Raw genomic sequence first — 20,965 nt, 5'->3', positions numbered from 1 at the left:
AAGAGCGAGTATCAACCCGGCTTACGGAACCGATACATAAACTGATCCGTATGCCCTTGTATCGACTTGTCGAACACCTTGATCGTGTGCGGATCATTCGGATTGCGCAGCACGTTGCTTTCGCCCGCAAACACGAAGCCCACCGACTCCACCTGCTTCTTCACGATCGCCGGATCGATGCGATGCAAGGTATCCGTATCCTCCATGCCTGATCCCGTCGGCGCCACGTGGTCGATCACGATAAACAAGCCGCCCGGCTTCAACGCGTTGTAAACCTGCTTGTCGAACGCAACCGGATCGACTTTGCCCATGAACTTATCCGGATAGTCGTGATAGTTCTGCGAGGTGAACACGATATCCACCGGCTCCGGCACGCTCAGTTGCGCCGCAGGCTGCGTGAGCACGCTCACGTTCGAATAATGCGGGTCAGCGGCCAGCTTCTGGAATGGAGGAAATTCATCGCCGTCGACCTTGACGTATTCATCGGGCCACAACGCGTAGACGTGCCCTTGGGCACCGACGATGCTGCTGAATACACGTGTGAAATAACCACTACCGGGAATCAGCTCAAGCACCTTCTGGCCAGGCTTTACCTCGCTGAAAACCATCACATCGGTAATCTTGCGGCGCGCATCGTTGCTGGTGTCCTTTCCGCGTGCTGGATCGGCGACCGCTGCGCGGACATAGGGCGGCACGTATTGTATGGCGTGCATATGATTCGCCTGCGGCGTCTGTGCCAGCACGGTTGCACAGGGCACAGCCAATGCCGCGAGCAATACAACGGATATCGAACGCATGACGATCTCCTGATGGGTTGGGAAGCATAGGGTGCTCTGACTCATTCTGCGTGGGCGTCACCGTTACTGTCTGTTCGCAGGCCGCAGGGCCGTCAGTGAAGGCAGACTGGCCGTCTGTCGAGCCGGCGGGCCGAAGGGATGCGAACAGACAGTAACGGTGACGCCCACGCAGAATGGGTCAGATCACCCTTGATTGTGCTCTCGGTCTTTTAGGCATGCCTAGTGACTTGTGGCCCATGGAACGGTTTATTCGGACAGCTTCCAACACCCCAGGACCTGATAGTTGCCCTTCCCCACCACGTTATGGATCAGCACGAACCGGTCGACCTGCCAGACGATAGGAGTCACTGGTGTCGCCTGAGGCAATTCATGCCGGCCATAGGCAAGCGTGACATGCGGCGTGAACTGACGTTCGTTGCGCAGACGCAAACCGGCTTCGACAAGCGCGGCATGCATGCCCTGCCATAGCGCCAGCAACGGCTCCGGCACTTGCGAACTGCGCAACACGCAAGGCGGCTCACGACCACGGAAGCTGGCGACATAATCCAGCGTCCAGGCAAACGGTGCCACGCGCATTTGATCGGCCACCGCCATCGCCTTTTCCACCACTTCATCCGGCACAGCGGGAAAGTCACCGAGGAAGTTCAACGTGGCATGAAAACGCTCAGGCCTGACCCAGCGTGCGCGCAACTTCGGATGCTGCTGTTGCACCGCTGCAGCGCCATGATTGATCTCATGACGCGTGGCAACATCCGGCACCAGCGCAAAGAACAACCGATGCGTTTCGGCAAACGCGCCGACGGATGAGTGAAAGAGTTCAGCCTGAGCCGTAGGTGGTGCGGTCCTGCTCATGTGCGAAGGGTAGCGCATCATGCATGACGATCAAGATGCAGTACGTGTAATCGCTTAGCCAGCATCGCGCAGAAACACGGGAAGATCGGTGGTCGGCGGCGGCACCGACATGCCGTACATCATCATCGCCACATGCCCGCGGTGATAGGTCGCGTGGTTGACGACGTGCAGCACGATGTCGCCGCGGCGCATCTCACCCTCGCCACCACCGATGAAGGTGAATCGCACGGCTTCCTCGCGAGCCTGATCGTCGAGCGTTTCGGCGTAGCGCACGTACCACTCGTCGATCTCCGCCTGGGCAGCACGCAGCACGTCGAATGTTGGGCACTCTTCCGGATTACGGGAGGTGAAACCATGCGGCACGCCTTGCAGGTGCGCCGCCCACACCTTGTCCATGCAGTAGGCATGGTTAAGCGTGCGCAGCAGGCTCCCGAACACGATCGGCTGCGCAGCGGTCAGCGATGCTTCGGGCATATTGGCCAGCGCCTGGAAAAGCAGGTGATCAGCCCAGGCGCGGTAACGGGTAAGTGTTTGGAGATGGTGAAGCTGTGGCATGAGCTGTCCTTGGTTTTCCTGATCGGCGCCGAACTTCAACAACCGCTCCTTCCTCGCCTCGGCTTGTGGCGGGATGACGAACCTTAAACGATCGGCATCGCTAAGGCTCAACTAAGCAAACAGTCACTTTTCCGTTTAACGATGATTCGGAAAGCATCAAACCCGCATTCGCACAGTGAGTTGCGCGCTTCGTAAAAGTGAAATGCCTGCCTATGCTGCTGAACCGCTGCGAACTTGTCACGCGTCGTGAAGGCAACGTGGCGATCTCTTCTGCGTTTTCTCTAGTACGGTGCAGACCCAGGAGGAAACACCATGAAAGCCATCAGCCTTACGCAGCAAGTCTCTACAAAGCGCACCTTGCTCGTGCGTGCGCTGGCAGGTCTGCTTGGTGCCGTTGCCGCGTTCGCCGCACTGCCACAGAAAGCAGATGCCGGTGTGTTCATCGGCGTCGGCGTTTCGGTTGGCGTACCGCCTCCGCCACTGCCCATCTACGATCAACCGCCGATTCCAGGCCCTGGCTATATGTGGACGCCCGGCTATTGGGCATGGGATGGCGCCGAGTATTACTGGGTGCCTGGTACCTGGGTGATCGCACCGTTCTATGGTGCGTTGTGGACGCCGGGCTATTGGGGCTGGAATGACGGCTTCTATGTCTTCCACCGCGGTTACTGGGGCTATCACGTGGGTTTCTACGGCGGCATCAATTACGGCTGCGGTTATACCGGCGTCGGTTATGGCGGCGGGTACTGGGGCCATGGCGGCTTCTATTACAACCGCACCGTCAACCACATCAACAATGTGCATATCACCAACGTCTACAACAGGACGGTGATCAACAACGTCAACGTCAACCGCGTCAGCTACAACGGCGGTCACGGCGGTGTCATGGCGCATGCAACACCGCAGGAGACCGCCTTCGCTCGCCAAGCGCGCATGGGACCGATCGCCGCGCAACAGCAGCAGATGAACCTGGCCAGTCACAATCCTGCGATGCGCGCCTCGTTCAATCATGGCGATCCGTCGGTCGCGGCCACGCAACGCCCTGGTGCTTTCACTGGCGCTGGCGTGACGCCAGCCCACGGTAGTCAATTCACGCCTGCCGCATTCAACGCACAGCGCATGAACAACAACCTGGTGCATGCACCGCAAGCGGCGCAGCCAAATAATGGCATGGCCTTGCGCTCGTCGAACTTTGCGCCGCATGCGAATACACCTGCCTCGGCAAACGTGGCACGTCCGGCCGGCAACTACAGCAATGCCTATCGGCCAGGCGGCGTTACCGGTGTCGCACCCGCAAGCCATGCTGCCCGGCCCGTCATGAATACCTACCGCGCACCTGCGACGGCTTATCACGCAGCACCGGCTTTCCATCCGGCCCCTGCGTATCACCCGCAGCCGCAGCCTCAGTACCGTGCGCCGACACCGCAATACCATGCCTATCGCGCGGCGCCCGCACCGCATCCGTCCAGTGGCGGCGCACCGCGTGGCGGTGGCGGCGGACATGAGTCACATCATGGATGATTGCAGCAACATCGACAGTCATGAAAAGGCCCGCATGTCGCGGGCCTTTTTTGTAGGCTGGAGTGCAAAACCCCAACGTTGCCACGCACATCGCTACCGGCTAATGCGCCACCTGCGCACCTGCCAGCAACGCGCGAATCATGCGCAACTTCGCCTTGAACTGCTCTTCGTTCCCAGGCCCCATCCGCACCATCAGCTTTTGGCCGTTCGACAGCGATTGCAACTGCGGATCGACGAAATGGTAGTGCGGGCCTGACCGCACCACCGCTACCGGATCACGCACGTCGGGCGCGGCCAGCATGTCGTCGATCGCTACGATGAGACGATCGTTGAAGTAGCCATGCGGATAACCCAGCTCGCGATAGGCTTCCTGGAACAGCGGGTAGTTGTGCTTGTACCAGGCAACCAGTGCGTGCGGGTCGACGTCATTCAGCACTGTCATGTAAGGCGCATAACGCCCTCCATTGTTGGCAGTGATCACGGTGGCGCCGTTGACCTGTTGCGTCAACATCGTGCCGCTGGGCGTGCGCAACGGCAGGATGTTGGTGCTGCCCATGCCTTGGCGCGGCAACGCATCGACCGTTGCAACGACACGCGAAATGATCTGGCTTTGCAGCAGCGAGCCGAAACTGCTGCCATGGGCCATGCTTTCCAACATCTCCCGCACGCTGGCATCGCTGTCGGTCAAGGCCGGTAACGATGCGGTGGATGCCGACGCCGGCCCGGCGTTCGCCTGTGCAATGGGATGCTGGATGGTCGACGACGCGCTTGCTGGTTGCTGAACCGCTTGCGTCGATGGCGGACTCGGCGAAGGCGCCGGTGATGAAGCCGGATGCATGGCGCGCTGCACCAGATAGATGCCCGCCACCACTACGGCGAGCACGACGATGATGGCTGCGATCCAGCCGCCGTACGAAGTCTGTTGGGGGGCTCTACGATTCACGATGCTGCCTGTTTCACAGTGGAGAACATCCATTGTGACAGGCATGCTGCGTATTCGTTCGAACCGCGCGTAAAGCACGCAACGTCACGCGACATCCATCAAGCCACGCGAAAACGCCCTTCCGTCGCCGCTGCCGGCGCGCGCGTATCGGCTTCGACGGCAACCTTGCTTTCGCGCTTTTTCGGCGGAACAGGAACCGGCATGCCAAAGCTGTCGTCGCGGTTGTAGGCCAGGCTGCTGGCCGCGTATAGATCTTCGTAGCTGCTTAGCTTTTCACGCAGCCATTCGCGCAACTGCGGACCAAACAGCTGTTCCACCTTGCTATCCGCTTGCTGCGGCAAACCGGTGAGCGCGGCCTGTTTCCAAGGTTCTGCCTTGGGATCGGCAATATGTTGATGGCAGGTCTGGTCCAGTTCGAGATCGGTCGGCAGTTCCAGGAACTTGCAAAGGCGTTGCCATTCCACCGCCGGCTGCCGCACCAGATCTTCCAGAAAGACGAAGTAGTGATTGCGCACGCCGATGCATGTGCGGTGTATGTCCATCGCGCGATTCCAGCGGCGTGCCCACATAAGCAGGCCGCCGCTGAAAGACTGGTTGTTGTAGCGCAGATACGCATCCATGATCGATGCCAGCACATCCATGCCGGGACGGATCACATGGATGAAACGTGCATCCGGAAGATGATGCTCAATCTCAGGCAGATAGAGCAGATGATGCGGCGTTTTCTCGATCCACGTCGCACGCCCTGCACGTTCGGCAAGCTGGTCCAGCGTGGCGAAGAAGCGCTTTACACAGGTATCCACCAGCCACGGCGCGCGCGCAGTTGCCCGATCCTCGCCAAGCAGCGAACGCTGCAACGCGGTGTATTGACGCCGGCCATAGCGGCGCGTCAAACCAAGGCGACGAGCAAGATTGCGCCGACGCGGCTTGGCTCCGTCATCGCCAAAACGATGATCGAGACCGCCAAGCAGCCGAGGGAAAAAATCCGTTTCGGGAAGAGTAAAAACTTGCGGATGACGCGCCAGCATGGCCTGCACAAGGGTGGTGCCCGAACGCGGACACCCAACAACAAACGTTCTTTGCATGAGCAGCTGGCGCCCCCTGCTTACTTATTATTGGCTACTAAACCTGCGTCGCAGCCGGCTCGTGAAAACAAGCTAACGCGTCAGGTTGCCGTAAGTTGACACAACTTACACACCCGTCATCGTTCTGTCTACAAAAAATGCTTGTGTTGCAAAATGTTAAGTCGAGTCCGCTCGCTTGCTGGCAACGACCGGCCACGGCGTTTCGTATAGTTTGATTTCCCCTGCAGACTGCGACGCAAACCCTAGTGCGCAAGACGTCACAGGCGCGTGTTCGTTGGCTTCTCAGCGGTTGCAGAAAGCCACCGGCACTTACGTGCCGGTGGCCGCCTTCGCCTCGCCGCGCTGGCCAGGCATGCCTCCCGGCCAGCGCGGATTCCCCTGTCCCTGTCATTACTTGCCGATGTCCTTGAGGATTTCGTTGGTGTAGCCCAACTGGCCCACGCTCGGGTACGAGTTGCAGGTGGGCGATGACGAACCCGCTGCGCACGGCGTATCGCGATCCAGCGACCAGAAGTGTACGCCGGCCAGGCCATTCGCCGTGGCGTAGTTGGTGATGGTGTCGATATCCGCCAGCGTAGTAATTTCACCTGACGTATCGTTCTGACCGATCATCGGCGTCAGTTCGATGTGGCTCGCTGGAACGTTGTAGTACTGCTCCAGGTTCTTCACCGCCTGCACCGCGGATTGGCCCATTTCGCATACGCCATTCACCACCACGCAATTGGAGCTGCCGGCGCTGCCGTAGTCCATCACCATCAGGTTGATGGTGTAGTGATTGATCGCCGGACTCGATGCCTGAATCGCCTGCACCACCCACTGGCCCAGTTCGTTGACCGTACCCGTGCCGCTGTCTGGCCCGCCCAGCGAAGCAACGGTGAAAGAGAACCGCAGGTTTGGATACTCCGATTGCGCTGCTGCCACGTCTGCCACCAGCTGCTGGATTTCCGCTTGCGATTGTCCACCTTCAATATCGAAATCCACGCCGATCATCTGCGCGGTGTAGTACTTGGCGATGAAGCTCTCGAACGCGGATGCCGATCCGCACGTGAACACACCATCCGCGCCGCCGGTGGAAACGATGTAGTTCAAACCTGCACTGGCGAGCGAGTTCGCAGCGCCTGGCGTGATGTTGGCGGAGATGAATTCCGATGGCGTCACGCCTGCCCAGCTCTCGCTGCCGCATTCACCAGTGGCGAACGCCAGGGAAATCGCCGGCAGCTGCGGCACATAGTTGGAATACAGGCTGCCGCTACCAACGACCGGAATCAGTGAACCGGTCACCTCCGTCGACATGGCGTAGGTATTCCAATTCATGTTGATGCTCATGTCCTTGTAGGGACTGAACACGAAGCCGCTGGGTGTCGGAGTGGGCGTCGGTGTTGGAGTGGGTGTCGGCGTTGGGGTAGGTGTCGGAGTCGGCGTTGGGGTGGGTGTCGGCGTGGGTGTCGGCGTGGGAGTTGGCGTAGGCGTGGGTGTCGGCGCACCGCTGCAAGCGCCTAGCGACGTCCACGGCGCACCGCTGCCGGCCGCGCCATTGTTGGTGGCTGGATTATTTCCTTGCGTCCAGAAATTTGCCTTGTAATTGACGCTGTTCTCGCTGACCTCCGCACCGCCGTTGTAAGCCGTGGAAGCATTCCAGGCCGGATCGCAGCCCGACGGCGTCGGTGTGGGCGTCGGCGTTGGCGCGCCGCTACATGAGCCTTGCGACGTCCATGGTTGACCGCTCCCTGCACCACCATTGTTGGTGGCCGGATCGTTGCCTTGCGTCCAGAAGTTCGCGACGTAGTTGACGCCGTTCTCGCTGGCTTCGTTGCCGGCGACATAAACATCGGTTGAAACCCACGGCGCGGCACAGGTGGATTGCGCGTGCACGGTTTGCACAGGTGCAACTGTCAGCACAGTGGTGGAAAGCGCCGCGCATATGGCGGTGCCCAACGAACTCATTGTCAGGGTGGACCACTTCGTTGATCTCTTCACTTGCATGGGACTGTCTCCACAGTTGGATGAACCGTTACAGGTGAGAAATAGCGGCGTGGTGATGGCCGCATTCCGGACGGCCATGCGGGAGCGGACGCCGTCACGCATCCATGCACCGGTGTTGCGTTGCAATGGTTTTGCGATGACTCACATCGATGCGCGGCGCGCCTCGCCAATCCGCCTTCCGCGCTGTTGCATCCGCAGCGGTCCGGTACGCACGCCGGACCGCTGCGGGATTCCCCCTGAATGTCCCTGCTTGTTATTTGCCGAGATCCTTCAGGATCTCATTGGTGTATCCCAACGCCCCCACACTGGGATACGAGTTGCACGTGGCCGAGGCCGAGCCCGCTGCGCACGGCGTGTCGCGATCCAGCGACCAGAAATGCACACCGGCCAAGCCGTTTGCCGTGGCGTAGTTGGTGATGGCGTCGATATCCGCCAGCGTAGTGATTTCACCTTGCGAATCGTTCTGGCCGATCATCGGCGTCAGTTCGATATGGCTGGCCGGGATGCCATAGGTGTGCTCCACGTTGGTCGCCGCCTGGATCGCGGATTGCCCCATTTCGCACGCACCATTCACCACCACGCAGTTGGCTGCACTGGTACCGCCGTAGTCCATCGTCATCAGGTTGACGGTGTAGTGGTTGATGGCCGGGCTGGACGCCTGGATTGCCTGGATCACCCACTGCCCCAGCTGGTTGACGCTGCCATAACTGCCATCCGAGGCACCCAGGGTCGCCACCGTGAAGGAGAAGCGCAGATTCGGATACTGCGATTGCGCAGCTGCCGCGTCAGCTACCAATTGCTGGATATCCGCCTGCGACTGGCCACCTTCGATGTCGAAGTCCACACCGACCATGTGCGACGTGTAATAAGTCGCGATAAAACTCTCGAATGCCGAAGGCGACGAACAGGTAAACGTGCCTGCTTGGCCACCCGTCGACACGATGTAGTTCAGGCCGGCGCTGTTGAGCGCATTGATGTTGCCGGAGACGAAACCGGATGCCGATACGCCGCCCCAGTTTTCACTGCCGCACGTGCCGGTAGCGAACGCCAGCGTAATCGCCGGGAGATTCGGCTCATAGTTGGAATACAAGCTGCCGCTGCCAACCACCGGGATCGTGGAACCCGTCACCGCCGTCTGCATGACGTTGGTGTTCCAGTTGAGATTGATGGTGATGTCTTTGTACGGACTGAACACGAAGCCGCTCGGTGCAGGCGTCGGTGTTGGAGTGGGCGTAGGCGTCGGGGTAGGCGTGGGCGTGGGTGTTGGAGTCGGCGTGGGGGTCGGGGTCGGCGTCGGCGTCGATGTACATGCGCCCTGCGATGTCCACGGCTGCCCGCTGCCCGGGCCGCCATTGTTGGTGGCCGGGTCATTCCCCTGCGTCCACCAGTTCGCTTTGTAGTTGATGCCGTTCTCGCTGGCCGTATTGCCAGCCGTGTAAATCGCGCTTGCGCTCCATGGTGCTGCGCAGGTGCTTTGTGCATGTACGACTTGAACTGGCGCCACCGTCAGCACGGTGGTGGAAATCGCCGCACCGATCGCGGTGCTCAACGAACTCAAGGCCAGGGTGGACCACTTCGTCGACTTCTTCTTCTCAAGCATGTGACTGTCTCCAGACGGATGAACGGACAAGTGAAAAGAACATCGGCGATTCACAACCGCACTCCGGACGGCCATGGGGGACAGTCGCCAGCCGCTTCCTGCGTGGCACCGCTTGTTGTCATGAAGCTGCAAAAGCGGCGCGAGTATCGGCCTCTCATGACAACGTTGTCCAGTGCGATTGGCCGATTTGCCCACGCCAGAACGTGATTCCCATCGCAAAGGAAAAAATGTCATGTCGCTCGCGTCATGCATTCACATTGCATGCACGCCGATAACCCGCAACACCTTGGAAAAGCAGGTTTTACCGCCGCATTGCAGCACTGGCCACGTAGACGCGCTGCGATGCCCCGGGACAATCTTTCATGCGTAAATCCGATATCGACCGGAAACGCTGCCGCAGGATAGATACACGAGAGCCGGTTGCGCAGTACACAAATGGCCAGACATAAGTGACAACGATAGCCAGCACGTCGTATCACGTGTGGCCTTTCATGTGATCCAAAACGTCAACGTTGCTGTCGATTTCAAGCGACGATGCTCGTCGCATTGATAGAGCCCTTCCCCATTGGAGAAACAGCCATGAGCGATCGCTTCCAACGCATCTCCCCATTCCTTTGGTTCAACGAAGAAGCGGAAGAAGCCGCCAGCTATTACGTGTCGGTGTTCGACAACTCCCGCATCCTGGCCAGCACCCGCTACGACAGCGAAAGCGCCAAGGCAGCCCATCGGCCGGCAGGGTCCGTGATGACCGTGGCTTTTGAGCTGGATGGCCAGCACTTCACCGCGCTCAACGGCGGGCCAGTGTTCGCATTCACCCCCGCTATATCGCTGGTGGTGAACTGCCGCACGCAGGAGGACATCGATCGTTACTGGGACGCACTGTCGAAAGGCGGTGCTCCTGCCGCACAGCAATGCGGTTGGCTGGCGGACCGCTTCGGGGTTTCCTGGCAGATAGTGCCGTTGCAGCTGATCGAGCTGCTCACCTCCGGCGACACCGCCAAAGCCCAGCGCGTGATGAAAGCGGTGTTAGCCATGAAGAAGCTGGATCTGAATAAGTTGGAGGCAGCAGCGGCCTGATGGAGACCCCATGACGGATTGGGCAAGCTTCGTACCGATCCATGCATGACGCACCGCACCATGACAGGCTTATAATGTCGCCGCCATCCGGCTTCTCCTGCCCTTTCCATCATGGCCGACGCCTCTCATTCTCCAGCGACCCTGGAAGGTCGCCAGTCCGGCGTGCTGCTGGCGATCCTCAGCACCGTCGCGTTCACCTTCATGGCCTATCTCACCATTGGTCTTTCGCTGGCCGTGCTGCCCGGGTTCGTCAATACGAACCTCGGCCTCGGCGCGATGCTCGCGGGCCTGGCGATCAGCATGCAGTACGTGGCCACCTTGCTCAGCCGCCCGCACGCCGGGCGCATGGCCGATACGAAAGGGCCCAAGCGCACGGTGATGACCGGGCTCACGATGTGTGCAGCCAGCGGCGCGCTTTTGTTGCTGGCCGCACTGGCTCCGCATACACCGTGGCTTAGCTTGAGCCTGATCTTCCTCGCGCGATTGGCGCTGGGGTGTGCAGAAAGCTGTGTCGGTACCGGCGCTATCGCTTGGGGCATGGGCCAGGTGGGACATCGTCATACCGCGCGCGTCATTTCGTGGAACGGCGTAGCGACCTACGGTGCGCTGGCGGCGGGTGCACCGCTCGGCGTACTGCTCGATCATCAGTTCAGTTTTGCCGCCATCGGGGCGGTCAGTTTATTGCTGCCGCTGGCCGCCTTGCCGTTTGCGCAACGTAAGCGCGCCACCATGAGCGCAGCCGGCGAACGGGCATCGTTCCGCACCGTGGCAGCACGCGTGGTGCCGTACGGCATCGGGCTGGCGCTCGGCTCGATCGGCTTTGGTTGCATAGCCACCTTCATCACGTTGTTCTACGCCGCACACGGTTGGTCGAACGCGGCGTTGGCGCTCACCGTGTTCGGCGTGGTGTTCGTGGGTGTGCGCTTCATCTTTGCGCGCACCATTCCAAGGGTGGGTGGCTATCGCGTCGCGATGGTGTCGCTCTCGATTGAAGCCGTCGGCCTGATCGTCCTGTGCCTGGCCTCCACCGCCATGCTGGCTGGTATTGGTGCGGCCATCGCCGGTCTCGGCTTCTCGCTGGTATTCCCTGCACTCGGCGTGGAAGCCGTGCATCGCGTACCCGCGCATAGCAGCGGCTCGGCGCTCGGCGTGTATTCGGTTTTCATGGATGTCGCCATGGCCATCACCGGCCCGCTCGGTGGCTGGGTGGCCGGCGGCATGGGCTACAACGCCATCTATGGTTTTGCCGCGTTGGCGGCGGTGGCTTCGGTGGTGCTTGCGCTGGTGTTGCAGGTGCAGGCCATGAAGGAGCCGGCGCTGGCGCATCCCGGACCGAAAAACGGCTAGCGCGGTATCAAGACCGCAACGCTTCTGTCAAACCTTTGAAACATAATACTTTTTAGGATTTTCCCAGCTCAAGTCGAAGCCGTTTCTGCCGAACAGAAAGCATCCCCTTCCCCAGGTGCCCCATGCTTCGACTTCCCTCCGGCTTATCCCGTCTCACGCTTCGCCGGCTGCTGTTGCTTCGCCTCGCCGGCATCCTGCTTCTGCTGATCGCGATCGGTGCGTCGTGTACCGTGCTGCTGATGAAAGCGGACCAGCGCATTCAATCCGTCGTCGGCGGTACGCTGGCGCCGATTTCCGATGTCGGCCGCATCCAGAGTGATTTCAACAACGACTTCCAGGCACTTTCGCACGCAGTACTGATGCGCCTCCCCTCCGCTGCCGACGATGCCGCCACCGCGCTCAAAAGCAATCGCGTGGATATCGATCGCTACTGGAAACCGCTGCTGCAAAGCGGGCTCGGCATGCAACAGAAAGCGCTGCTCACCGTGGCGGCGGAGCATCGCAAGGATGCCGAACAAGCCATGGATGACACGCTCACCCTATTGCAAGCCGGGCAATTCGATATCGCACAACTGAAGCTGGCCACCGACGTGCAACCTGCGCTGGTGCCGCTGCAGAGCGATTTCACCAATCTGTTCGAAAACGCCCTCGCCGCAGGCAAAAGCACGGCGGAAAGTCAGCATGTCGCCAATCGCCAGGGTCTGCTCGTGGTGCTGGCGGTATTCGCCGGCGCCTTGCTGCTGGCTTCGGTCAGTGACGGCGTCCTCATTCGCTTGCTCGGTGCACGCCTGCGCCTCGCTGCCGGTGTCGCCCAGCGCATTGCGCGCGGTGAACTAGGTGAGCCGGTAGCCGTCGGCCGCGAGGATGAAATCGGCGAACTGCTGCGTGCACTCGCAGCCATGGACAACCAGCTTGCCGACGTGGTGCGCAAAGTTCGCCTGAGCGCCGCCAGCGTGCGTGACGACGCGCAGCGGCTGGAACAGGACACGCAAGCGTTGAGCCAGCGCACGCAATCGCAAGCTGCCAGCTTGGAAGAAAGTTCTGCCTCCATGGAGCAGATGGCGGCCAACGTAGCCGAAGCTGCTGCGATGGCCGAACAAGCGAATCATGTCGCGACCGCTTCACGCGAACTGGCCGAGCAAGGGCAACACATCGTCGGCGAGACGGTCACGGCCATGAACGCCATCGACCGCTCGGGCCAGCGCATCGCCGAGTTCGTCGGCCTGATCAACGACGTCGCCTTCCAGACCAACCTGCTCGCACTCAATGCCGCGGTGGAAGCGGCACGCGCCGGTGAGCATGGCCGTGGTTTCGCGGTGGTGGCGGCAGAGGTGCGGCAACTCGCACAACGCTGCTCAGTGGCTGCGCGCGAAGTGAAACAATCCATCGAAGAAAGCGCCGATGCCGTGCACGACGGCCGCTGTCATGCCCAACGTTCCGGCGAGGCACTGGCCAACATCGTAGCGAGCGCAGTGCAGGTTTCCGAGAAAGTGGCGGGCATGGCATGGTCCGGCCGCGAACAGAAAGCGGGCATCGAACAGGTCAATCACGCCATCGCCAACATGGACAGCGCCACGCAACAAAACGCGGCACTCGTCGAGCACACAGCCAGCATGAGCCTGGCGATGCGCAGCGGTGCCGAAGCTTTGCTGCACCAAATGGATTTCTTCCGCATCGAGGAACACGGCGCGAAACCGAGGCTGACACACAACGGCCATGCCGTGCCCAGCGAACCGTATGCCGAACCCCTCTGGGATGAGGCCGCCTGACAGTCCCTATGGTCTTCCTGCGCGACAACGCCCGCTTCGCTTCGCTGCTGGACCGCGCACAAAGCGGCCTGGTAGCCATGTTCCAGCCGCTGATCCGGCTGGACACCATGGACGTGGTTGCGCATGAAGGCTTGGCTCGCTCCACCGAGCAGTTGGGCAATATCAGCACGCCGGAGTTGTTGAATCTGGCGCGTGCCGAAGGTCGCCTGGGCGAATTCGAACTGACTGCCGCGCGGACGGTATGCCGCGCGTTTGGCGTACAAAAGACGCACGGCCGCCTGCTGGTCAATATGAGCGCCCAGGCGTTCATGCAGGAAGCCATCAAGCCCGACGATCTGCTCGCTGCACTCAGCAGCGGCGGCACGGATCTGAGCCGCATCACCATCGAACTCACCGAGCGCGACATCGTCGAAGAACCTGCGCGTCTTGCGCATGCCTTGGGCTACTTGCGTGCCCACGGCGTGCGCTTCGCGCTGGACGATTTCGGCAACGGGCATTCCAATTTCGAGATGTGGAACGAGATTCATCCAGAGGTGGTGAAGATCGACCGTTATCTCATTCACGGGTTATCCAAGAGCGCTGAACGCCTGGCCATCGTGCGCGCGCTGTGCCAGGTGGCGGAAACGCTCGGTGCCGATCTGGTCGGCGAGGGCGTGGAAGACATCGACGATCTGCGCATGCTGCGCGAGCTGGGCATTCCCTATGCGCAAGGGTTTCTGCTCGGCCACCCTGCCACGCAGACCATCGACGCCGTCTGCGATAGCGTGCGCGATGCGCTGGACGCCAACACGCTGTCCGTGCTGCCGCGTCCGCGCGGACCGGTGACGCAACGGCCGATGCATCTGGGCTACCTGGTGATCGAAGCGCCGGCACTGACCGCGCTCCATACCAACCACGACGTGATCACCATCTTCTCGCAGCAACCCGAACTGCACGCCCTGGCCGTGGTGGAAGATGATCGTCCGATCGGATTGATCAACCGCCGCGTGTTCAGCGAACGCATGGCGCAACCCTTTACGCGCGAACTCTACGGCCGCAAAAGCTGCACCGCCTTCATGCACGAAGCGCCACTGCTGTGCGACGTGCGCCAGTCGTTGGAAAGCATGGCCGATATCCTGCGCGGGCAAGACCAGCGCTATCTCAGCGATGGTTTCGTGATCACCCGCGAGGGGCAATATCTGGGCTTGGGCACCGGCGAGTCGCTGGTAAGGCGCGTGACTGAATTGCGCATCGAAGCCGCACGCTATGCCAATCCGCTCACCTTTCTGCCAGGCAATATCCCGGTCACCGAACATGTCGCCCGGCTGTTGCGTGCCGAGCTGCCCTTCACGGTGGCTTACGTCGATCTCAATCACTTCAAGCCGTTCAACGATCAATACGGCTATTTCCGCGGCGATGAAATGATCCGGCTGTTGGCCGGCATCCTCACGGCACACGTCAATCCGCGCTGCGATTTCGTCGGCCATATCGGCGGCGATGATTTTCTGCTGGTGCTGCAAAGCGAGGATTGGGAAGCGCGCTGCCGCCACATGGTGGCGTTGTTCAACCAACGGGCACGCAGTCTGTTCGCCGATGAGGATGTCGCCCGGCATGGCATCGTGGGTGAAGATCGTCATGGCAATACGCAGTTCTTTCCGCTGACCACGGTGGCGATCGGCGCCGTGCGTGTATTGCCGCCCTTCCCTGGGCATCCGGAAACGCTGGCAACCTTGGCAGCGCGGGCAAAACGGCATGCCAAGCGAGCACAGGTAGGATTTTATCTGTTGGCGGGAGAAGCCTCATTGCTGGCGTAGGTTGGCGTGCAAACCCCAGCATCGTCGTGTCGATGTCGATGGCAAGGTTGGGGTTTGCACCCCAACCTACGACAGGTGCAACCAATGCACGTACACCCCGTTCTGCTTGTCCTCTTCCCGAAACCCTTCGCGCCCTTCCGCCACCACACCCCACGCAGTACGCATGCTGCCGGCCGAGATACGATCCACGCGCACATGCTCACCCTGAGGTATCTGAAACGTCGTTTCCAGCACCATCACGCGATCGGTTTCCCATACCAGCACTGCCTTGCGCACGGCGCTGGCGCCCCAGCCGAGATGGATTTGCACATCCTGGGAGGGAAAGGCGCCGCGATTATCGAGTTTCCATTCCTCGGTCTTGCGTAGTAGCGCTTCCAGGCGCGGATCGCTCCAGTCCACCTGATTGTTCGACACCTTCGGCATGGATTTGATCTGGCTCATACAGCTTTTTGTTCCTGCGAACAGCAAGCCAGCAGCTTCCCGTTGCCGCATGCGGCAAGTCGAGTAGACGCTTTGGACGGCTGGCGTGCTTCAGCCGGTTATCGGCCCGTGACGGGGTTTCTTTAGGATGCGTCGTGGGTCTTGTTCAGCACCTGCAGCCAATACACGTGGATGCCTTTGCGGCGATCCTCGTCGCGATGCCCTTCGCGCCCTTCTATCACCACACCCCACAGTGTGCGGATGCGATGGCCCAGGTGCTTGTCCACACGTACTTGCTCGCCTTGCGGGAGAGTGAACGTGGTCTCTACCACCACGGCACTATCGCGCTCCCACACCAGGGTGGCCGAGCGGCCTACCGAACCGCTCCAGCCGAGGTAGACCTGGACATGCTGGGGCGTAAAGCCGCCACGGTTGTCGATGCTCCAGCTCTCGCTACGACTGAGCAGCGATACCAGCTGCGGATCGTCCCAGTTGACGGTGGCGTTGCTGCCCCAGGTATCTGTCTTGCTCATAAGCCATGCTTCCCCATCGAGGCGGATTGACGAGGCGGCGATGCCGCGTGTCCGGTGTGGCATGCGAGATGTGAAAAGGCCGTGGAAATCCGGTCGTTGGCCATTGACGCGTGTCAGAGCATACCCCTGCGGCAAAGCATGGAGAAAACGTGAAAAGCGTGGCGACAGCTGGCCTTCATGTCGTCCATGGCCCACGTTGGCATGAAAAATATCGCTGCGCCGCACAAAAGCGTGCCGTAAAAACGCGCTACGCCGCGACAGAACAGCGCTGCGTCTGAATGCCGCGCTGCACGCTGATCTCAACCATGGTCCGCGCTAAGGTCAACTCGCGGTTCAGCAGCAGCGTTCACAGCTCGGGGGAGTTGATGGCGAAGCACGGAACACATCGCATTGAACGGTTCGCTCGGGTGCATTGGCCCGCGGGCGCCTTGTTCGGCACGAGCGTCTACTTGGGCCTGCATTATGGGAACGGTCCCCATAGTGCCAGCTACATGACCTTGTTATGGATGGCTCTGATCGCCTGCTGGTTCGCCGCCTTCGCGACCTGTGTCGGCTATCGCAAGCGCATGCATCGCCTGATCGTGCGTGACAAGCTGTCCGACCTGAGCCAGATGCACTGGCGCGTTTTCGAGGAACGCGTCGCGCAGGCTTTCCGCTTTCGCGGTTATGTAGTGGAGCGTGCAGGTCGTGCCGATGCGGATGACGGCCTGGATCTCATCCTGCACAAGCACAGCATGACGACGCTGGTGCAGTGCCGCCATTGGAAACATCGCAACGTCGCGGTGAGAGACGTGCGCGAGATGCATAACCTGATGAAATACCACCACGCTTCCGCCGTGAAGATCGTTGCTTGCGGCGACTACACCGAGGATGCGTGGAAGTTCGTCACCGGCAAGCCGTTCGAGCTGATTTATGGTGAGACGCTACTGGCCATGCTGAGCGATGCACAGCTGCCAATCGATGCGAGCGTGGTGCCGTTCCGGGCACCTTCTTCACCGCCGCCGATGCATCATCGGGCGCGCACGGCGATGCATACATGATCCATGGAAAACCGCGCGATGCGCGGTTTTCTTTTGATCACGTCGCATCATGAAAAATAATCCCTAACGTATGCCGGTGCCCGGAGCGGATCCGGCTCACGCCATGCCGCATCATCACCCGGTACGTCCCGCGCGTGCCTTGCATGGGGCGGTGATGCACGGCAAACACCACCGCGTCGCCCTGCTCTAGCGGCACCACCTCCGCACGCGATTGCATGCGCGGCCGCTGCTCGGTGAGCACGAACTCGCCGCCGGTGAAATCCTTGCCGGGTTGGGAAAGCAGGATCGCCATCTGCAACGGGAAGACATGCTCACCGTAAAGATCCTGATGCAGGCAGTTGTAGTCGCCGGCACCGTACTGCAACAGCAGAGGCGTGGGGCGACGTTGTCCGGCCGCGTGGCAATGCTTGATGTATTGCTCGTGGGTCGCCGGATAATGCACGGCGATGTCCATCGCCTGGTTCCAGCGATTGGCGATTTCGGCCAAGGGTGGATAAAAGGCAGTGCGAAGTTCCTGGATCCGCGCCGGCAACGGATAAGCGAAATACTTGTATTCGCCGCTACCGAAGCTGTGCCGCGCCATCACCACCCGGCTTCTGAAATGGCGATCATCGCCATACAACGCAGCCAGTGAATCGCATGCGTCCGCTTGCAGCAGTCCGGGAATGATGGCGGCACCGTAACAATCAAGGTCTGCAGCCATGCGAAGCCAATCGAGCTTGTCCTGATCGACGCTCTGCGTCTGTGCGGCTAATCCGGCGTGACGGCTCTTCATCGAAAGCTCCTTATAAACCTTCAAACTATCGCGCACCTTGAGGCATCACACTCCGATTATTGCCGGGATGGGCAGGTCATTTTCACGCGACGCAGTCCCCTGGCATCCATCGCATGCACATCGCTGCCAGGCGTTTTACGCGCGATTCATTTGCCGATTGCGCAAGCCATACAAGTGCTTGCATGTGAATGCCGTGTCCAGCGTCATCGCTCTGCTTAATTGAACTGGAACAGCCCTCACTCCTGCTCAGTTCTCCGTCGCATGGCATGCGCTAGTTTGTCTCCCACAAACCACGCCAGAAGAGGACCATCCATGAAACACCACGCATTGATGCGGAAAGCTGCAACACGTTGCAGCGCGCTGGCGCTCGGCGCTTGCGTGCTATCGGCAGCAGCATTCGCGTTCGTGACAACGCCGGTGCAGGCGCAAGTGTCCATTGGCGTTTCCGTCACCGTGGGCTCGCCGCCGCCGCCCTTGCCGGTTTACGACCAGCCACCGATTCCCGACGATGGCTACATGTGGGTGCCGGGTTATTGGGCCTGGGACGGCGCCGAGTATTACTGGGTGCCGGGCACTTGGGTGCTTGCACCATTTACCGGCGCCTTGTGGACGCCGGCCTATTGGGGCTGGAGCGATGGCGTGTACGTCTTCCATGAAGGCTACTGGGGCCGCGAAGTGGGCTACTACGGCGGCATCGACTATGGCTACGGTTATGGCGGCCACGGCTATGAAGGCGGCCACTGGGGACAGCACGGCTTCTATTACAACCGCACGGTCAACAACATCACCAACGTGCACGTGACCAACGTGTACAACCAGACCGTGATCAACAACGTCACCGTCAATCGTGTGAGCTACAACGGTGGCAATGGCGGTGTGCGTGCAGAGCCTACAGCGCAGCAAGTCGCCTACCAGCGTGCGCAACACACGCCGCCAGTAGCGGCACAACAGCAGCAGATGACGATGGCCCGCCAGAATCCGGCGTTGCGCGCCTCGGTCAACCATGGTGCTCCGCCGATCGCAGCCACGGCGCGGGCAGCCGCTTTTACGGGCGCTGGCATTGTCGCAGCGCATGGTGCATCGGCTGGCGCTCCGCATCCAGGTCCGGAAGCACGTCCGCAATCTGCGCAAAATCCCGAGCTGCGCTCAGCGCACTTCGCACCCCATCCTGGGCAGTACCCTAGTGCAGCGCCATCACGTGCACCGGTAGAACCTAATCGTCCGGCCGAACGACCTGAAAACTTCGCACCACGCACGCCGCCGCATCCGGAGGCAGCGCCAGCACCACGCGACATGGCGCCGGAACGGCCGCGTCCTGAAGCTCAACCGGCACCGGCCTACCACCCTGCACCTCGGCCGGAACCCGCTTATCGCCCTGCCCCGCAGCCGGCACCGGCGTATCACCCGGAACCTCGCCCAGCGCAGGCGCCCCACCCCGCCGCACCGCCGCGTCAGGCTCCGCCGCCCCATGAGAACAAACACGAGGAACAGCACCCTCAGGGCGGATAAGCCTCACTCGACAACAAAGCCCTGGCAGCTCGCGCTGACCAGGGCTTCTTTTTTTGCCATCAAAAAAGCAAACCGCTACGTCGCTTCGCGCGGTTTGACCAACAAGGCAAGCAAGGTCAGCGCAGCCGCCACAGAAAGGTAATACCCCACGTACGCCAAACCGTAGGTCTTGGCCAGCCACGTGGCGATATAGGGCGCCAGCGACGCACCAAAAATGCCCGCCAGATTGAACGCCAGCGACGCGCCGGTATAGCGCACGGCAGTAGGAAACATCTGCGCCAGCACCGTGCCCAGCGGCCCGTAGGTGATGCCGACCACGCACATGCCCACCACCATGAACAGCATGCCGCTCTGCGCGAACAGCGGAGCATAGGCGATGCCGAACACAAAGATCAGCGCCGTGGCCAGCAGCATCACGAAATGCCCGCCGCGCTTGTCCGCCAGCCATGCCGAGAACGGAATCAACAGGGCAAAAAACAGCACGCCCACCATCTGCACGATCAGGAAAGCTTCGCGTGAATAGCCAAGCTTGGAAGTAGCCCAGCTCAGCGCGAACACCGTCATCAGATAGAAGATGACGAACGTCGCCAACGCTGCGAATGTGCCCGAGATGAGCGCACGCGGGTGCTGCGCGAACACATTGAGCATGGGTACTTTCACGCGCTCATGCATCGCCATCGAACGCGCGAACTCGGGGGTTTCAGTCAGGCGCAAACGCATCCACAAACCCATCAGCACCAGCACCGAGCTAGCCAGGAATGGTACGCGCCATCCCCATGCGAAAAAGGCGGCGTCGCCCATCTTCTCCGTGATCCAGAGAAACAAGCCCGTCGCGGCAAGAAAGCCGAGTGGTGCGCCAAGCTGTGGAAACATGCCGTACCAGGCGCGCTTGCCCGGCGGCGCATTCTCGATCGCCAGCAGCACCGCACCGCCCCACTCGCCACCCAGCCCAAGCCCTTGCCCCAAACGGCACAGAGCGAGCAACGCGGGCGCCATCAGGCCGATATGGTCGTACGTGGGCAGCACGCCGATCGCTACCGTGGAGATGCCCATGGTGAGCAAGGCAGCCACCAACGTCGCCTTGCGGCCGATGCGATCGCCGAAATGGCCGAACAAGGCCGAACCGATCGGGCGCGCCACGAATGCCAGCGCGAACGTGGCGAAGGATTGCAAGGTCGCCGTCGCCGCATCGCCCGCCGGGAAGAACAACTTCGGAAATACCAGCACCGCCGCCGTGGCGTAGATGTAGAAATCGAAGAACTCGATGGTGGTGCCAATCAGGCTGGCAAACAGAACTCGGCCTGGTGAATTGGCCGGAGTGGTTACGGCATCACGCATGTGCTTGGCTTCCCGATAAGCAGAAGGC

At 60.8% G+C, this 20,965-nt stretch carries 18 protein-coding genes; 7 read left to right on the top strand and 11 right to left on the bottom strand.

Going from position 1 to position 20,965, the window contains the following annotated elements:
* Positions 1 to 11: 11 nt before the first annotated feature.
* The 3 genes from IEX75_RS19090 to IEX75_RS19080 all read right to left on the bottom strand — a co-directional run bounded on the left by IEX75_RS19090 (position 12) and on the right by IEX75_RS19080 (position 2,204).
* On the bottom strand, positions 12 to 797 hold the full coding sequence (locus IEX75_RS19090) for a class I SAM-dependent methyltransferase (RefSeq protein WP_188796737.1): 786 nt from the start codon (positions 795 to 797) through the stop codon (positions 12 to 14).
* Positions 798 to 1,043: 246 nt separating this feature from the next.
* Entirely contained in the window at positions 1,044 to 1,649 is a 606-nt protein-coding gene (gene thpR, locus IEX75_RS19085) for an RNA 2',3'-cyclic phosphodiesterase (RefSeq protein ID WP_188796735.1), read from the bottom strand.
* A gap of 54 nt (positions 1,650 to 1,703) precedes the next feature.
* The gene (locus IEX75_RS19080) at positions 1,704 to 2,204 is read right to left on the bottom strand and encodes a DinB family protein (RefSeq protein WP_188796733.1); all 501 of its coding nucleotides are present in this window, start codon (positions 2,202 to 2,204) and stop codon (positions 1,704 to 1,706) included.
* A gap of 312 nt (positions 2,205 to 2,516) precedes the next feature.
* On the opposite strand from IEX75_RS19080, the gene IEX75_RS19075 reads away from it, so the two are divergent.
* Entirely contained in the window at positions 2,517 to 3,725 is a 1,209-nt protein-coding gene (locus IEX75_RS19075) for a YXWGXW repeat-containing protein (protein WP_188796731.1), read from the top strand.
* Between the two features lie 100 nt (positions 3,726 to 3,825).
* On the opposite strand, the gene IEX75_RS19070 is transcribed toward IEX75_RS19075, so the two are convergent.
* From IEX75_RS19070 to IEX75_RS19055, 4 genes are all read right to left on the bottom strand, one after another.
* The gene (locus IEX75_RS19070) at positions 3,826 to 4,668 is read right to left on the bottom strand and encodes a DUF3014 domain-containing protein (protein ID WP_229720968.1); all 843 of its coding nucleotides are present in this window, start codon (positions 4,666 to 4,668) and stop codon (positions 3,826 to 3,828) included.
* A gap of 98 nt (positions 4,669 to 4,766) precedes the next feature.
* Positions 4,767 to 5,753, bottom strand: coding sequence for a sulfotransferase family protein (locus IEX75_RS19065; protein ID WP_188796730.1), 987 nt, complete (start codon positions 5,751 to 5,753; stop codon positions 4,767 to 4,769).
* A 390-nt stretch (positions 5,754 to 6,143) separates the two neighbouring features.
* Positions 6,144 to 7,736: a carbohydrate-binding protein gene (locus IEX75_RS19060; protein WP_188796728.1), complete on the bottom strand. Its 1,593-nt coding sequence runs from the start codon at positions 7,734 to 7,736 to the stop codon at positions 6,144 to 6,146.
* A gap of 253 nt (positions 7,737 to 7,989) precedes the next feature.
* Positions 7,990 to 9,336 carry a carbohydrate-binding protein gene (locus IEX75_RS19055; protein WP_188796726.1) on the bottom strand — a complete coding sequence of 449 codons (1,347 nt, stop codon included), beginning with the start codon at positions 9,334 to 9,336 and terminating at the stop codon, positions 7,990 to 7,992.
* Positions 9,337 to 9,915: 579 nt separating this feature from the next.
* Between IEX75_RS19055 and IEX75_RS19050 the strand changes: the two genes are divergently transcribed.
* The 4 genes from IEX75_RS19050 (at position 9,916) to IEX75_RS19035 (ending at position 15,322) form a co-directional block, all read left to right on the top strand.
* Positions 9,916 to 10,413 carry a VOC family protein gene (locus IEX75_RS19050; RefSeq protein WP_188796725.1) on the top strand — a complete coding sequence of 166 codons (498 nt, stop codon included), beginning with the start codon at positions 9,916 to 9,918 and terminating at the stop codon, positions 10,411 to 10,413.
* 111 nt (positions 10,414 to 10,524) lie between these two features.
* Positions 10,525 to 11,760, top strand: a complete 1,236-nt coding sequence (locus tag IEX75_RS19045; protein WP_188796723.1) for an MFS transporter — start codon at positions 10,525 to 10,527, stop codon at positions 11,758 to 11,760.
* A gap of 122 nt (positions 11,761 to 11,882) precedes the next feature.
* Positions 11,883 to 13,529: a methyl-accepting chemotaxis protein gene (locus IEX75_RS19040; protein WP_188796721.1), complete on the top strand. Its 1,647-nt coding sequence runs from the start codon at positions 11,883 to 11,885 to the stop codon at positions 13,527 to 13,529.
* An 8-nt stretch (positions 13,530 to 13,537) separates the two neighbouring features.
* Positions 13,538 to 15,322: a GGDEF domain-containing protein gene (locus IEX75_RS19035; RefSeq protein ID WP_188796719.1), complete on the top strand. Its 1,785-nt coding sequence runs from the start codon at positions 13,538 to 13,540 to the stop codon at positions 15,320 to 15,322.
* A 66-nt stretch (positions 15,323 to 15,388) separates the two neighbouring features.
* On the opposite strand, the gene IEX75_RS19030 is transcribed toward IEX75_RS19035, so the two are convergent.
* Both IEX75_RS19030 and IEX75_RS19025 read right to left on the bottom strand, forming a co-directional pair.
* Positions 15,389 to 15,763, bottom strand: a complete 375-nt coding sequence (locus IEX75_RS19030; RefSeq protein ID WP_188796718.1) for a hypothetical protein — start codon at positions 15,761 to 15,763, stop codon at positions 15,389 to 15,391.
* A 122-nt stretch (positions 15,764 to 15,885) separates the two neighbouring features.
* A complete protein-coding gene (locus tag IEX75_RS19025; protein ID WP_188796716.1) occupies positions 15,886 to 16,275 on the bottom strand; it encodes a hypothetical protein in 390 nt (129 codons plus the stop codon).
* Between the two features lie 491 nt (positions 16,276 to 16,766).
* Here IEX75_RS19025 and IEX75_RS19020 point away from each other — a divergent pair, with 491 nt between their 5' ends.
* Positions 16,767 to 17,315: a restriction endonuclease gene (locus IEX75_RS19020; protein ID WP_188796714.1), complete on the top strand. Its 549-nt coding sequence runs from the start codon at positions 16,767 to 16,769 to the stop codon at positions 17,313 to 17,315.
* Between the two features lie 37 nt (positions 17,316 to 17,352).
* On the opposite strand, the gene IEX75_RS19015 is transcribed toward IEX75_RS19020, so the two are convergent.
* The gene (locus IEX75_RS19015; RefSeq protein WP_188796712.1) at positions 17,353 to 18,090 is read right to left on the bottom strand and encodes a 2OG-Fe(II) oxygenase; all 738 of its coding nucleotides are present in this window, start codon (positions 18,088 to 18,090) and stop codon (positions 17,353 to 17,355) included.
* Positions 18,091 to 18,402: 312 nt separating this feature from the next.
* Between IEX75_RS19015 and IEX75_RS24250 the strand changes: the two genes are divergently transcribed.
* On the top strand, positions 18,403 to 19,599 hold the full coding sequence (locus tag IEX75_RS24250) for a YXWGXW repeat-containing protein (RefSeq protein WP_229720967.1): 1,197 nt from the start codon (positions 18,403 to 18,405) through the stop codon (positions 19,597 to 19,599).
* A 75-nt stretch (positions 19,600 to 19,674) separates the two neighbouring features.
* On the opposite strand, the gene IEX75_RS19005 is transcribed toward IEX75_RS24250, so the two are convergent.
* Positions 19,675 to 20,937 carry an MFS transporter gene (locus IEX75_RS19005; RefSeq protein ID WP_188796710.1) on the bottom strand — a complete coding sequence of 421 codons (1,263 nt, stop codon included), beginning with the start codon at positions 20,935 to 20,937 and terminating at the stop codon, positions 19,675 to 19,677.
* Positions 20,938 to 20,965 lie beyond the last annotated feature (28 nt).

It is taken from the genome of Dyella nitratireducens, assembly GCF_014642835.1.
Taxonomy (GTDB): Bacteria; Pseudomonadota; Gammaproteobacteria; order Xanthomonadales; family Rhodanobacteraceae; genus Dyella_B; species Dyella_B nitratireducens.
Note: the sequence above shows the minus strand (reverse complement) of the source record. Positions and strands in the feature narration are given on the sequence as shown.

What these genes read in the sequence shown, in the direction of transcription:
- IEX75_RS19090 (WP_188796737.1), bottom strand. Translation starts at nt 797, where the DNA reads ATGCGTTCGATATCCGTTGTATTGCTCGCGGCATTGGCTGTGCCCTGT.
- thpR (WP_188796735.1), bottom strand. Translation starts at nt 1,649, where the DNA reads ATGAGCAGGACCGCACCACCTACGGCTCAGGCTGAACTCTTTCACTCA.
- IEX75_RS19080 (WP_188796733.1), bottom strand. Translation starts at nt 2,204, where the DNA reads ATGCCACAGCTTCACCATCTCCAAACACTTACCCGTTACCGCGCCTGG.
- IEX75_RS19075 (WP_188796731.1), top strand. Translation starts at nt 2,517, where the DNA reads ATGAAAGCCATCAGCCTTACGCAGCAAGTCTCTACAAAGCGCACCTTG.
- IEX75_RS19065 (WP_188796730.1), bottom strand. Translation starts at nt 5,753, where the DNA reads ATGCAAAGAACGTTTGTTGTTGGGTGTCCGCGTTCGGGCACCACCCTT.
- IEX75_RS19060 (WP_188796728.1), bottom strand. Translation starts at nt 7,736, where the DNA reads ATGCAAGTGAAGAGATCAACGAAGTGGTCCACCCTGACAATGAGTTCG.
- IEX75_RS19055 (WP_188796726.1), bottom strand. Translation starts at nt 9,336, where the DNA reads ATGCTTGAGAAGAAGAAGTCGACGAAGTGGTCCACCCTGGCCTTGAGT.
- IEX75_RS19050 (WP_188796725.1), top strand. Translation starts at nt 9,916, where the DNA reads ATGAGCGATCGCTTCCAACGCATCTCCCCATTCCTTTGGTTCAACGAA.
- IEX75_RS19045 (WP_188796723.1), top strand. Translation starts at nt 10,525, where the DNA reads ATGGCCGACGCCTCTCATTCTCCAGCGACCCTGGAAGGTCGCCAGTCC.
- IEX75_RS19040 (WP_188796721.1), top strand. Translation starts at nt 11,883, where the DNA reads ATGCTTCGACTTCCCTCCGGCTTATCCCGTCTCACGCTTCGCCGGCTG.
- IEX75_RS19035 (WP_188796719.1), top strand. Translation starts at nt 13,538, where the DNA reads ATGGTCTTCCTGCGCGACAACGCCCGCTTCGCTTCGCTGCTGGACCGC.
- IEX75_RS19030 (WP_188796718.1), bottom strand. Translation starts at nt 15,763, where the DNA reads ATGAGCCAGATCAAATCCATGCCGAAGGTGTCGAACAATCAGGTGGAC.
- IEX75_RS19025 (WP_188796716.1), bottom strand. Translation starts at nt 16,275, where the DNA reads ATGAGCAAGACAGATACCTGGGGCAGCAACGCCACCGTCAACTGGGAC.
- IEX75_RS19020 (WP_188796714.1), top strand. Translation starts at nt 16,767, where the DNA reads ATGACCTTGTTATGGATGGCTCTGATCGCCTGCTGGTTCGCCGCCTTC.
- IEX75_RS19015 (WP_188796712.1), bottom strand. Translation starts at nt 18,090, where the DNA reads ATGAAGAGCCGTCACGCCGGATTAGCCGCACAGACGCAGAGCGTCGAT.
- IEX75_RS24250 (WP_229720967.1), top strand. Translation starts at nt 18,403, where the DNA reads ATGAAACACCACGCATTGATGCGGAAAGCTGCAACACGTTGCAGCGCG.
- IEX75_RS19005 (WP_188796710.1), bottom strand. Translation starts at nt 20,937, where the DNA reads ATGCGTGATGCCGTAACCACTCCGGCCAATTCACCAGGCCGAGTTCTG.